The sequence below is a fragment of the Streptomyces sp. HUAS CB01 genome (genome assembly GCF_030406905.1).
Classification (GTDB): Bacteria; Actinomycetota; Actinomycetes; order Streptomycetales; family Streptomycetaceae; genus Streptomyces; species Streptomyces chengbuensis.
Genome location: NZ_CP129137.1, coordinates 6022420 through 6035503, shown reverse-complemented (window position 1 = coordinate 6035503; position 13084 = coordinate 6022420). Strand labels below are relative to the sequence as shown.

General features: G+C 72.8%; 10 protein-coding genes. 3 read left to right on the top strand and 7 right to left on the bottom strand.

The features are described 5' to 3' along the window. Positions 1-399: a RidA family protein gene (locus QRN89_RS26615; RefSeq protein WP_290351900.1), complete on the bottom strand. Its 399-nt coding sequence runs from the start codon at positions 397-399 to the stop codon at positions 1-3. Further along, positions 396-1535, bottom strand: a complete 1140-nt coding sequence (locus QRN89_RS26610) for an acyl-CoA dehydrogenase family protein (RefSeq protein WP_290351899.1) — start codon at positions 1533-1535, stop codon at positions 396-398. Before QRN89_RS26610 ends, QRN89_RS26615 begins: the two co-directional genes overlap by 4 nt. 145 nt (positions 1536-1680) lie before the next feature. On the opposite strand from QRN89_RS26610, the gene QRN89_RS26605 reads away from it, so the two are divergent. Continuing rightward, complete coding sequence (locus QRN89_RS26605; RefSeq protein WP_290351898.1) at positions 1681-3327, top strand: AMP-binding protein; 1647 nt, start codon at positions 1681-1683, stop codon at positions 3325-3327. A 62-nt stretch (positions 3328-3389) separates the two neighbouring features. Beyond that, positions 3390-4205 (top strand): PaaX family transcriptional regulator, encoded by an 816-nt coding sequence (locus QRN89_RS26600; protein ID WP_290351897.1) that lies wholly within the window; start codon positions 3390-3392, stop codon positions 4203-4205. 150 nt (positions 4206-4355) lie between these two features. Here QRN89_RS26600 and QRN89_RS26595 read toward each other — a convergent pair whose 3' ends face one another. Both QRN89_RS26595 and QRN89_RS26590 read right to left on the bottom strand, forming a co-directional pair. Then, positions 4356-6788, bottom strand: a complete 2433-nt coding sequence (locus QRN89_RS26595; RefSeq protein WP_290351896.1) for a bifunctional salicylyl-CoA 5-hydroxylase/oxidoreductase — start codon at positions 6786-6788, stop codon at positions 4356-4358. Continuing rightward, positions 6785-7612: an enoyl-CoA hydratase family protein gene (locus QRN89_RS26590; protein WP_290351895.1), complete on the bottom strand. Its 828-nt coding sequence runs from the start codon at positions 7610-7612 to the stop codon at positions 6785-6787. Before QRN89_RS26590 ends, QRN89_RS26595 begins: the two co-directional genes overlap by 4 nt. Before the next feature lie 326 nt (positions 7613-7938). On the opposite strand from QRN89_RS26590, the gene QRN89_RS26585 reads away from it, so the two are divergent. Then, the gene (locus QRN89_RS26585; RefSeq protein ID WP_290351894.1) at positions 7939-8388 is read left to right on the top strand and encodes an ATP-binding protein; all 450 of its coding nucleotides are present in this window, start codon (positions 7939-7941) and stop codon (positions 8386-8388) included. On the opposite strand, the gene QRN89_RS26580 is transcribed toward QRN89_RS26585, so the two are convergent. From QRN89_RS26580 to QRN89_RS26570, 3 genes are all read right to left on the bottom strand, one after another. Continuing rightward, positions 8357-9817 (bottom strand): amino acid permease, encoded by a 1461-nt coding sequence (locus QRN89_RS26580; protein ID WP_290351893.1) that lies wholly within the window; start codon positions 9815-9817, stop codon positions 8357-8359. The genes QRN89_RS26585 and QRN89_RS26580 overlap by 32 nt on opposite strands. 115 nt (positions 9818-9932) lie before the next feature. After that, positions 9933-10955: an ornithine carbamoyltransferase gene (gene argF / locus QRN89_RS26575; protein WP_290351892.1), complete on the bottom strand. Its 1023-nt coding sequence runs from the start codon at positions 10953-10955 to the stop codon at positions 9933-9935. An 82-nt stretch (positions 10956-11037) separates the two neighbouring features. After that, positions 11038-12288, bottom strand: coding sequence for an arginine deiminase (locus QRN89_RS26570; RefSeq protein WP_290351891.1), 1251 nt, complete (start codon positions 12286-12288; stop codon positions 11038-11040). Positions 12289-13084 lie beyond the last annotated feature (796 nt).

Here is a 13084-nt window from a genome sequence, read left to right as displayed (position 1 = left end):
TCAGGGCAGTACGGCTACTCCGTCGAGTTCGACGAGGGCCTGTTCGTCCCAGAGGCGTACGGCGCCGATGACCGCCATGGCGGGGTAGTCGCGGCCGGCGAGCCGGTGCCAGACGCGGCCGAGTTCGGCTGCGTGGTGGCGGTAGTCGGCGACGTCGGTGGCGTAGACGGTGACGCGGGCGAGGTCGTGGGGGGTGCCGCCGGCCGCGGAGAGGGCGGCGAGGAGGTTGGCGAGGGCGGTCTCGAACTGTTCGACGAGGCCGTCGCCGGTCACCTTGCCGTCGGCGTCGAGTGCGGTCTGGCCGGCGAGGAAGACCAGTCGGGAGCCGGTGGCGGCGACGGCGTGGGAGAAGCCGCTGGCGGGTGACAGCCCGGGCGGGTTGATGCGTTCGAGGCTCATCCGGTGGTCTCCTGGGTGCCGGTGGCGTACAGCTCCTTGGCGATGATGCTGCGCTGGACCTCGCTGGCGCCTTCGTAGATGCGTGGGGCGCGCACCTCCCGGTAAAGGTGTTCGAGCAGATGGCCGCGCTGGAGTGCGCGTGCGCCGTGCAGTTGCACCGCCGTGTCGACGACGTACTGGGCGGTTTCGGTCGCGAACAGTTTGGCCATGGCGGAGCGGCGGGGCACGTCGGGGGCGCCGTCGTCGTAGGCGCAGGCCGCGGCGTGGACGAGGAGGCGGGCGGCTTCGGTCCGGGTGGCCATCTCCGCTGCCTGGTGGGAGACGGCCTGGAGGTTCTTCAGGGGGGCGCCGAAGGCGCTGCGGTGTGCGGTGTGGTGGAGGGTGGCGTCGAGTGCGGCCTGGGCCATGCCGACGGCGAAGGCGCCGACGCTGGGGCGGAAGAGGTTGAGGGTGTCCATGGCGACGCGGAAGCCGGCGCCGGGCCGGCCGAGGACGTCGTCGGGGGTGACGGGGACGCCGTCGAAGGTGAGGGCGCCGATCGGGTGGGGGGAGAGCATGTCGAGGGGCCGGCCGGTGAGTCCGGGGCGGTCGGCGGGGACGAGGAAGGCGGTGATGCCGCGGGCGCCGGGGGCTTCACCCGTGCGGGCGAAGACGGTGCAGAAGTCGGCCTCGGGGGCGTTGGAGATCCAGAGTTTCTCGCCGGTGAGCCTCCAGCCGGGGCCGTGCGGTTCGGGGGCGGCGTGGAGGGCGAGGGCGGCGGCGTCGGATCCGGCGTCGGGCTCGCTGAGGGCGAAGGCGGCGACGGCGCGGCCGGTGACGACGGCGGGGAGCCAGCGGTCGCGCTGGGCGGGGGTACCCGATCGGTGGAGCGGGTGGGCGCCGAGTCCCTGGAGGGCGAGGGCGGTCTCGGCCTCGGTGCAGCCGTGGGCGAGGGATTCGCGCATCAGGCAGAGGTCGAGCGCGCCGGCGGTGAACAGTCTTTCCAGGAGGCCGAGTTCGCCGAGCGCGGTGAGGAGCGGCCGGTTGACGCGGCCGGGTTCGCCCTTCTCGGCGAGGGGGCGCAGTCGTTCGGTGGCCAGGGTGCGCAGTTCGGCGCACCAGGCGGTCTGTTCCGGTTCGAGCGAGAATGCGGGCATCCGGTTCCCCACTTCCTGCGGCCGGATCACGGGGCGGTTGGTGCTGTTGCGCAGCGGCCTCGCGCAGCAGGTTATCGCGGACCGTTGACTGTCGTCACCATCACGCTACGCTCGTTGCGCGACCCCACCACGACAAGGGGGCGAAATGGTGCTGACACCCTCGGCCGGCCCGGAGCTGACTCCCTCGGCTCATCACGACACGTTCACGCGGGACCGTCTGCCTCCGCCGGAGCAGTGGCCGCGGCTGCTGTTCGCGCTGCCGGAGCTGCGGTATCCGGAGCGGCTCAACTGCGGTGCGGAGCTGCTGGACGCCACGATCGACCGGTACGGGGGCGGCCGTGCCGCGTTCCGTGACGGGACGGGCGGCGTCTGGACGTACGGGGAGCTGCGTGAGCGGGTGGACCGGATCGCGCACGTGCTGACCGGTGAGCTGGGCGTGGTGCCCGGCAACCGGGTGCTGCTGCGGGGCCCGACGACGCCGTGGCTGGCCGCGTGCTGGCTCGCGGTGATGAAGGCGGGCGCGGTGGCGGTGACGGTGCTCGCCCAGCAGCGGGCCCGGGAGCTGGCGGTCATGTGTGACATCGCACAGGTGACGCATGCCCTGTGCGACATCCGGTCCGTGGACGAGCTGGTGAAGGCGGAGGTGCCGGGGCTGCGGGTCACGGCGTTCGGCGGGGACGGGCCCGACGATCTGCTGCGGCTGGCGGAGGGCGAGCCGGCGGGGTTCCGGGCGGTGGAGACGGCGGCGGACGACGTGGCGCTGATCGCGTTCACGAGCGGGACGACGGGCCGGCCCAAGGGGTGCATGCATTTCCACCGGGACGTGCTGGCGGTGGCCGACACGTTCTCGGCGCGGGTGCTGCGGCCGACGCCGGACGATGTGTTCGCGGGGAGCCCTCCGCTCGGTTTCACGTTCGGTCTGGGTGGTCTGGTGGTGTTCCCGCTGCGGGCGGGGGCGTCGGCGCTGCTGCTGGAGCAGGCGGGACCGGGGCAGTTGCTGCCGGCGATCGCCGAGCACCGGGTGTCGGTGCTGTTCACGGCGCCGACGGCGTACCGGGTGATGCTGGACGGGGTCGGCGGTCACGACGTCTCCTCGCTGCGGCGCTGTGTGTCGGCCGGGGAGAACCTGCCGGCCGCGACGTGGCAGGCGTGGCGGGAGCGGACGGGGCTGCGGATCATCAACGGCATCGGGGCGACCGAGCTGCTGCACATCTTCATCTCGGCGGCGGACGGGGACATCAGGCCGGGGACGACGGGTGTGCCGGTGCCGGGCTGGGAGGCGCGGGTGGTGGACGGGGACTCCGGGGTGCCGGTGCCGGACGGTGAGCCGGGGCTGCTGGCCGTGCGGGGGCCGGTGGGCTGCCGCTATCTGTCCGATCCGCGGCAGGGCGTGTACGTGCGGGACGGCTGGAATCTGACGGGTGACACGTATGTGCGGGAGCCGGACGGGTGGTTCCGCTATGTGGCCCGCGCCGACGACATGATCATCTCGGCGGGGTACAACATCGCCGGGCCGGAGGTGGAGGACGCGCTCCTCGCGCATCCCGACGTGGTGGAGGCGGCGGTGGTCGGCCGTGCCGACGAGCTGCGGGGCCAGATCGTGGCGGCGTACGTGGTGCTGCGCGACGGTGCCGCGCGGGACGAGGCGGGTGCCGAGGCGCTGCGGGAGTTCGTGAAGACGCGGTTGGTGCCGTACAAGTGTCCGCGGGCGATCGTCTTCATGGACGCGTTGCCGCGCACGCCGACGGGGAAACTGCAGCGGTTCCGCCTGCGGGGCGCGGGCGGTGTCTGACACATCCCGCCCGGTCCTCGGGCTGACGGCGCCGTGTGGCGGGCACGGCCTAGAGTGATCACGTGGCCGAGCAGCACACTCCCCGTTCCCTGATCGTCACCCTGTACGGCGCGTACGGACGCGAGTCGGCGGGGCCGTTCGCGGTGGCGGAGCTGATCCGGCTGCTGGGGGCGGTGGGGGTGGACGCCCCTTCGGTGCGTTCGTCGGTGTCGCGGCTGAAGCGGCGGGGACTGCTCGTCCCGGAGCGGACGGCGTCCGGGGCGGCGGGCTACGCCCTGTCGGCCGACGCCCGGCAGCTGCTGGACGACGGCGACGAGCGCATTTTCGGCGGCCGTGCGGCGTTGTTGTCGGACGGCTGGGTGCTGGCCGTGTTCTCGGTGCCGGAGGCGGAGCGGCACAAGCGGCATCTGCTGCGGTCGCGTCTGGGCCGGCTGGGGTTCGGGACGGCGGCGCCGGGGGTGTGGATCGCGCCGGCGCGTTTCTTCGAGGAGACGCGGCACACGCTGCGGCGGCTGCAGCTGGACCCGTATGTGGATCTGTTCCGGGGCGAGCATCTGGGGTTCGCGGCGACGGCCGAGGCGGTGGGCCGCTGGTGGGACCTGGCGGGGGTGGCCAAGCAGCACGAGGAGTTCCTGGACGTGCACGGTCCGGTGCTGCGGGCGTGGGAGTCGCGGGGGGAGACGTCGGCCGAGGAGGCGTACCGGGACTATCTCCTGGCGCTGGATTCGTGGCGCCGGTTGCCGTACGCGGATCCGGGGCTGCCTGCGGAGCTGTTGCCGGCGGGCTGGCCGGGCGGGCGTTCGGCGGCGGTGTTCTCGGCGTTGCACGAGCGGTTGCGCGACGCGGGTGCGGGGTTCGTCCGGTCTGCCGGCGTGTGAGCGCCCGGTGTGCGCGGTACCGGCGGCGGCTGTTCCCGTACGGCGGGTGGGCCGCGGGCCGGCCGGTCCGGCCCGCCGGGGTGCGGCTTTCCGGGGCCGCCGGCTGCGGCGGGGCTTTCCGGGGCTGCCGGCCGGGGCGGCTTTCCGGGACTACGGCTGCGGCTTCCCGGTGAGGGTGAGGCGTGGTCTGGGGGCGTCGGTGCGGCCGGTGGGGGGTGTGCGGCTGCCGGCGCGGTAGGGCGCGGGCCAGGGTGCGGCGGGGCCTGTGTAGTTCTGTTCGGCGGCGGCGTGGAGTGTCCAGTGGGGGTCGTAGAGGTGGGGCCTGGCCAGGGCGCACAGGTCGGTGCGGCCTGCGAGGAGGAGTGAGTTGACGTCGTCCCAGGAGGAGATCGCGCCGACGGCAATGACGGGGACGCGGAGGGTGTTGCGGATGCGGTCGGCGAACGGGGTCTGGAAGGAGCGGCCGTACTCGGGGCGTTCGTCGGGGACGACCTGGCCGGTGGAGACGTCGATGGCGTCGGCGCCGTGGGCGGCGAAGGCACGTGCGATCTCGACGGCGTCGTCGGCCGTGGTGCCGCCGGCGGCCCAGTCGGTGGCGGAGATCCGGACGGTCATCGGCAGGTCGTCGGGCCAGATGTCGCGGACGGTGTCGAAGACTTCGAGGGGGTAGCGGAGGCGGTTGGCGAGGCTGCCCCCGTAGGCGTCGGTGCGGTGGTTGGTGAGCGGGGAGAGGAAGCCGGAGAGGAGATAGCCGTGGGCGCAGTGGAGTTCGAGGAGGTCGAATCCGCTGTCGGCGGCGCGGCGGGCGGCGGCGGCGAACTGGTCGCGGACGAGGGCGAGTCCGTCACGGTCGAGCTGGTGGGGTGTCTGGTTGACGCCGGTCCGGTACGGGAGGGGTGAGGCGGCGACGAGGGGCCAGTTGCCGTCGGGCAGGGGCTGGTCGATGCCGTCCCACATGAGCCGGGTGGAGCCTTTGCGGCCGGAGTGGCCGAGCTGGACGCCGATGGCGGTGCCGGGGGCCTGGTCGTGGACGAAGTCGGTGACGCGGCGCCAGGCGGTGGTGTGGGCGTCGGTGTAGAGGCCGGTGCAGCCGGGGGTGATGCGGCCGTCGGCGCTGACGCAGACCATCTCGGTCATGACGAGTCCGGCTCCGCCGAGGGCTCGGGCCCCGAGGTGGACGAGGTGGAAGTCGCCGGGGTTGCCGTCGGTGGCGGAGTACATGTCCATGGGTGAGACGACGACCCGGTTGCGCAGGGTCAGTCCGCGCAGTCGCAGGGGCGTGAACATGGGCGGGGTGCCGGGCGGGCAGCCGAAGTCGTCCTCGACGGTGCGGGTGAAGGCGGGGTCGCGCAGCCGGAGGTTGTCGTGGGTGACACGCCGGCTGCGGGTGAGGAGGTTGAAGGCGAACTGCCGGGGCGGCTGGTCGACGTAGGTGTGGAGTTCCTCGAACCAGCGGAGGCTGGCGGCTGCGGCGCGCTGGGTGGATTCGACGACGGGGCGGCGTTCGGCCTCGTAGGCGGTGAGGGCGTCGGGGAGGGTGGGGTGTTCCTCGATGCAGGCGGCGAGGGCCAGGGCGTCCTCGACGGCGAGTTTGGTGCCGGAGCCGATGGAGAAGTGGGCGGTGTGGGCGGCGTCGCCGAGGAGGACGGTGTTGCCGTGGGACCAGCGTTCGTTGACGACGGTGCGGAACGCGGTCCAGGCGGAGTTGTTGCCGCGGAGGGGCCGCCCGCCGAGGGCGTCGGCGAAGATCTTGGCGCAGCGTTCCGCGGACTGCTGTTCGTCGCACTCGTCGAGGCCGGCGGCGCGCCAGACTTCCTCGCGCATCTCGACGATGACGGTGGAGGCGCCGGTCGTGGGGGGCTCGCCGGGGTGTCCGGTCCGCTGGTGGGGTGCGGGTCCGGGGCGTTCGAAGGGGTAGCCGTGGAGTTGCATGACGCCGTGTTCGGTCTCGGCGATGTCGAAGCGGAAGGCGTCGAGGGCGAAGTCGGCGGCGAGCCAGATGTAGCGGCATCGGTGGGTGGTCACGCGGGGCCGGAAGACGTCGGCGTGCGCGGCGCGGGTGGTGCTGTTGATGCCGTCGGCGGCGATGACGAGGTCGTGCCGGCGGGCGAGTTCGGCCGCGAGTGGGGCGGGGGTGCGGAAGCGGAGCCGTACGCCGAGTTCCTCGCAGCGGTCGTGGAGGATGCGCAGGAGGGTACGGCGGCCGAGTGCGGCGAATCCGTGTCCGCCGGAGGTGAGGGTGTGGCCGCGGCGGACGATGTCGATGTCGTCCCAGCGGACGAAGGCGCGCTGGAGTGCGCGGTAGACGGTGGGGTCGGCGTGTTCGATGCCGCCGAGCGTCTCGTCGGAGAGGACGACTCCGAAGCCGAAGGTGTCGTCGGGGGCGTTGCGTTCCCAGACGGTGATGTCGCGTGCGGGGTCGAGGCGTTTGAGGAGTGCGGCGGCGTACAGGCCGCCGGGGCCGCCGCCGACGACGGCGATGCGCAGGGCGGTGTCGCGTCGTGGTGGGCCGGGGGCGGCTCGGGGGGTGTCAGGGGTGTCCTGGGCGCGGGGCGGGGTGTCCGGGGCGGCGGGCGGGGTCATCGGCCCTGCCAGTTCGGGGCGCGCTTCTCGGTGAAGGCGGCGTGGAACTCGGCGTAGTCCTCGCCGTTCATCAGCAGCGCCTGGGTGGCGGCGTCGAGTTCGACCGAGGCGGCGAGCGGCATGTCGAGTTCCGCGGTGAGCAGGGCCTTGGTCTGGGCGTGGGCGAGGGCGGGGCCGTCGGCGAGACGGCGGGCCAGATCGGCGGCGGCCTTGTCGGCCTGGCCCTCCTCGGTGAGTTCGCTGATGAGTCCGATGCGTTCGGCCTCGGTGGCGCGGACGGGTTCGCCGAGCATCAGCAGCCGGGTGGCGTGGCCGAGTCCGACGACGCGGGGCAGCAGGTAGGCGGCGCCCATGTCCCCGCCGGAGAGTCCGACCTTGGTGAAGAGGAACGAGAACCGGGCGGTGGGGTCGGCGACGCGGAAGTCGGCGGCGAGGGCGAGGACGGCTCCGGCTCCGGCGGCGACGCCGTGGACCGCGGCGATCACGGGGAAGGGGCATTCGCGCAGGGCGCGCACGACCTGGCCGGTCATCCGGTTGAAGTCGAGGAGCTGGGCGGTGTCCATGGCGAGGGTGGCGCCGATGATGTCGTCGACGTCGCCGCCGGAGCAGAAGCCGCGGCCCTCGCCGGCGAGGACCAGGGCGCGCACGGAGCGTTCCCGGGAGAGTTCGGCGAGCAGATCGCGCAGGTCGGCGTAGGCGCCGAAGGTGAGCGCGTTGAGTTTCTCCGGGCGGTCGAGGGTGACGGTGGCGACGCCGTCCTGCCTGGTCAGGCGGATGTGACGCCAGTCCTCGGTGCGGGGTGCGGAGCTCGGAAAGGGGCTCATGGACGTGTGGCCTCCTTCGGTGGGCGCGTTTCGTCCCACGTCTGCCTGCCACCCGAATTTATCACTCTTCCGTGACTTCCGTCACGAGGGCGCGATAACACACGGAGAGACGGCGGCTCGGGTGAAGGCTGACGACGAGCGGGGAGGCCCGCGGCTCGGCGGAGGGCGTGTCTGGGTGTGGCGCGGGGCCCGGCGGTTCACGGGTGCGGCACCGGCCGGCCGGAGCGGCAGGGGGCTCTGCCGGGCCCGCTGATTCCGTCTCGTAAGGTTGAAACCAGTACCAGACGCAGTACCGGCCCTCGTGCGCCGCGATCGGAATCAGAGCCTTGTCCCACTCCCCCGGAACCGCCCCTGCCGTCGAGGCCACCGGCCTCTGGCGGATCGCACTGCCGCACACCACTGCGGCGGTGCCGATCGCGCGCGCCCTGGTGCGTACCGCGCTGGCGGACGTCGAGGAGGGGGCCGACTGCGACACGGCGGAGCTGCTCACGGCCGAGCTCGTCGCCAATGCCGTGGAGCACACCGACGGGGTCTCCCCCATCGAGCTCGCGGTGGAGCTGCTGCCGGAGGGCTGCCGGGTCGAGGTGCACGACCCCGACCCGTCCCCGCCCGGCGATCTGTCCGGGCCGCCCCCGTACGCGATGCCCGACCCCTGGCAGGAGAACGGCCGCGGGCTGCTGCTGGTGCGTACGCTGAGCGCGGCGTGCGGGCACCGTCCGACCGCGCGGGGCAAGGCGGTCTGGTTCAGACTCCTTGGGGCTCCCGCTCAGGCGTGACCTCGGTCCTCGTCCCCTCCTCCGGCCCGGACGAGGTGGTTCCGGTGCCGGCGAGGCGCGAGTTGCGGCGGCCGTAGAGGGCGTAGACCAGGGCGCCGGCGGCGAGGAAGACGGCGAACTGGAGCCAGGTCGTCCAGCCGGTGCCCCACATCAGATAGAGGCAGAACAGCACACCGAGCGCGGGGCTGAGGGGGTACAGCGGCACCCGGAACGAGGTCTCGGTGCCGGGGTGGCGGCGGCGCAGGGCGATCACGGCGACGTTCACCACGGCCATGACGGCGAGCGTGCCGATGGTCGTCAGGTTCATCACCACGTCGAGGGGGACGACGGCGGCCGGCACGGCGAAGACGGCGGCGACGATCCAGGTGTTGGCGACGGGTGTCGCGGTGCGCGGGGAGACGCGCTGGAAGACGCGGGGCACGAGCCCGTCGCGGGACATCGACATCAGGATGCGGGTCTGGCCGTACATCACGGCGAGGACGACGGACGCGATGGCGACCACGGCGCCGAAGGCGATGACGCCGCCGCCGATGCCGGAGCCGGTGACCTTGTCGACGATGAGGGACAGGGCGGCGGGCTTGTCGGCGACGTCGTCCGCGGACATCGCGCCGATGGCACCGAGCGCGACCGTGCAGTACAGCAGGGTGACCAGGCCGATGCAGATCATGATCGCGAGGGGGATGTTGCGGCGGGGGTTCTTCACTTCCTCGCCGGCGGTGGTGATGGCGTCGAAGCCGATGTACGAGAAGAAGGCGAGCGAGGCGCCGGAGGTGATGCCGGCGAGCTCGTACGGGGCGAAGGGGGTGAGGTTGCCGGACTCGTAGGCGGTGAAGGCGACGGCGCAGAAGAGGCCGAGGACGGCGAGCTTGACGACGGCCATGGCGGCCGTGGCGCGGGCGGACTCGCGGATGCCGCGGACGAGGAGGGTCGCGGCGAGGAGGATCACGACGACGGCGGGGAGGTTCACGACGCCGCCTTCCCCGGGCGGGGCGGCGAGTGCGGCGGGCAGCCGGTGGCCGGTCAGGCCGCCGAGGAGTTCGTTGAGGTACTGGCCCCAGCCGACGGCGACGGCGGAGACGGACACGCCGTACTCCAGCAGCAGGCACCAGCCGGTGAGGAAGGCGACGCGTTCGCCGAGGGTGGCGTAGGCGAAGGAGTACGACGAGCCGGACACGGGGATGGCGCTGCCCAGCTCGGCGAAGGAGAAGGCGGTGAAGACGCAGGTGATCGCGGCGAGGACGAAGGAGACGACGACGGCCGGGCCGGCCTCGGCGACGCTGTCGGACAGGCCGACGAAGATGCCGGTGCCGACGATGGCGCCGACGCCGAAGCAGACGAGCTGGAAGAGTCCCATGGTGCGCTTGAGGCCGTGGCCCTCGCGATCCGCGCCGGATTCGGCGATCAGTTGGGCAGGGCTCTTGGTGCGCATGGGTGGTTCTCTTCTCGGTGGTGCGGGGGTGGTGCAACGCGAAGGGGTCCGGGCCTTGTGAGCCCGAACCCCACCTGAACGGGACAGATGCTAACCGCAGCGGCCCACATGGCCCTCATCGCGGGTGCGGCGCCCCGGCCTCGGCCATGGTCGCGACGAGGACGGCCTTGATCGTGTGCATCCGGTTCTCGGCCTCGTCGAAGACGACCGAGTGGGCGGACTCGAAGACCTCGTCGGTGACCTCGAGCTCGGTCAGCCCGTGCCGTTCGTGGAGCTCGCGGCCGATGCGGGTGCCGAGGTCGTGGAAGGCGGGCAGGCAGTGGAGGAACTTGACGTCCGGGTTGCCGGTGGCGCGCAGGACGTCCATGGTCACCGCGTAGGGGGCGAGGGCCGCGATGCGCTCGTCCCACACCTCCTTGGGCTCGCCCATGGAGACCCAGACGTCGGTGGCGACGAAGTCCGCGCCCGCGACGCCCTCGGCGATGTCCTCGGTGAGGGTGATCGTCGCCCCGCTCCTCGCGGCGGCCTCGCGGGCCGCGGCGACGACCTCGTCGCCGGGCCAGTAGGACTTGGGGGCGACGATCCGCACGTCCATGCCGAGCAGGGCGCCGGTGGCGAGGTAGGAGTTGCCCATGTTGAAGCGGGCGTCGCCGAGGTAGGCCAGTGCGATCGAGGTGAGGGGCTTGTCGCTGTGCTCGGTCATGGTGAGCACGTCGGCGAGCATCTGGGTGGGGTGCCAGTCGTCCGTGAGGCCGTTGAACACCGGGACCCCGGCGTACGCGGCGAGCTCCTCGACGGCCGCCTGGCTGTCCCCCCGGTACTCGATACCGTCGAACATCCGGCCGAGGACGCGTGCGGTGTCCCTGACCGACTCCTTGTGCCCCAGCTGGGACGCGGCCGGGTCGAGGTACGTCGTCGACGCGCCCTGGTCGGCTGCGGCGACCTCGAAGGCGCAGCGGGTGCGGGTGGAGGTCTTCTCGAAGATCAGCGCGATGTTCTTCCCGCGGAGGCGCTGCTCCTCGGTGCCGGTTCGCTTGGCGGCCTTGAGCTCGGCGGCCAGGCCGACCAGGCCGCGGAACTCCTCGGCCGTGAAGTCGAGCTCCTTGAGGAAGTGGCGGCCTGCGAGTTGTGTCGCCATGGTCGGCTGCTCCTGGATCGCGAACGGGACATTGGAAGTGTATACGTGATCCCGTATTGCTATACGACCGGGGGTGCCGTCGTCACGAGCCGGTCTGGACGGCGTCCCGCTCCACGGGGCAGCTCATGCAGCGGGGGCCGCCCCGGCCGCGGCCGAGTTCGCTGCCCGGGATCTCGATCACCTCGATCCCCTGCTTGCGCAGATGTGTGTTGGTCGTCACATTGCGGTCGTACGCCACGACGACGCCGGGCTCGACGGCGAGGACGTTGCAGCCGTCGTCCCACTGCTCCCGCTCCGCCGAGTGCACGTCCTGCGTCGCGGTGAGCACACGGATGTCCTTCAGCCCCAGGGCCGCCGCGATGGCGCTGTGCATGTGCTCCGGCGGATGGTCGGTGACCCGCAGGGACATGGCCCGGTCGCCCGGCGCCGGTTCGATCGTGTACGAGCGCAGCATCCCGAGCCCCGCGTACTGGGTGAACGTGTCGTGGTCCACCATCGTCATCACCGTGTCCAGGTGCATGAAGGCGCGGCGCTTGGGCATGTCGAGCGCGACGATCGTCCGGGCGGAGCCGGCCGCGAACAGCCCCCGGGCGAGCATCTCCACGGCCTGCGGGGTGGTGCGCTCGCTCATGCCGATGAGGACGGCGCCGTTGCCGATGACGAGGACGTCTCCGCCCTCGATGGTGGACGGGTAGTCGTCCTGGCCTTCGGACCAGTGGTGGAACTCGCCCGCTTCGGGGCCCGTGAACAGCGGATGGTGCTTGTAGATCGCCTCGAAGTGCACGGTCTCGCGCTGACGGGCGGGCCAGCGCATCGCGTTGATGGAGACACCGTCGTAGATCCAGGCGGAGGTGTCACGGGTGAAGATGTGGTTGGGCAGAGGGCCGAGAAGGAAGTCGTCGAGGTCCATGACGTGGAAACGGACGGACGACGGCTCGGAGTGGCCGGCGAGGAACTCCCGCTTCGTCATGCCGCCGATGAGCACCTCGGTGAGCCCGCCGGCGTCCATCTCCTCGAAGGCGGCCCGCAGATGGTCCGTGGCGAGCGGGCCGTACTCCTTCTCGTCGAAGACCCGGTCCAGCACGAGTTTGCGGGCCTCCGGGATCTCCAGCGACTCGCGGAGCAGATCGCCGAAGAGGTGCACGGCCACACCCCTGTCGCGCAGCACGTCGGCGAAGCCGTCGTGCTCCTGGCGGGCGCGCCGGACCCAGAGCAGGTCGTCGAAGAGCAGCGCGTCCTTGTTGCTGGGCGTGAGCCTCTTCAGTTCCAGATCCGGCCGGTGCAGTATGACCCGGCGCAGTCGCCCGGTCTCGGAGTCGACATGGAATCCCATGCCCCCATCCTGGCCGTCCGGAGGGCACTTCACCCGGCGAACGCCCGGACCGTCTCCTGTCGTATCGCGCACTCCGCGCGGCCGCGCGGAGTGCGTCGCCGGCGAGCTCGCGGACGAAGGGCGCCGCGCCGGCCGGTTCCGGCAGCCCGCTCCCGCCCGGCTGGTGGCCGTAGGAGGTGCTCCGCGACCGCGAGCTCCCGAACAAGGTGAGCCGCGTCGACCGGTTCCGGCAGCCCGCTCCCCCCGGCTGGTCACCGCCTCGCGTGCGCCGCGACCGCGAGCCCGTGGACGAGGGGCGGCGCACCGACCGGTCGTCCCGGCAGCCCGTTGGTGGCCCGTCGGACGTTCTGCGGGCGGGCCCCGGGTCGGCCCGGCGGCCGGGACCGGGCCGGAGTGCCGGCCCGAAGGAGCCGCCGAGGTGGTGGGTGCCGCCGACGCGGTCGCCCCGCAGGCGATGGCCGCAGACGGTCGCCGCAGTCGGTCGCCGAGCGGCGTGACCCCTCGGGTCGGCCGGCGCCGACGGCCGACCCGGGCTCCGCGCGGCCGGGGTGAGCGCGGTGATGCCGACGCCGGGGCGAGCCGGCCGGCGGGCAGCGTCCCGGGGCGCGGGCGGCCGCCGCGCGAGCGGGCCGGCGGCCCGTGCGGCGTGCTGCTGCGGCAGCGGAATACGGGCCGGCTCGGCGGGGCGCGGTCCGCTGCCGGTCAACGGTCCCCGGCCACCCTCCGGACGGTGGTCGCGCCCCTCCTGTCCCCCTCATCGCGTGCCGTGTCCACCCGCCGGGGCGCGGTCCGCGAG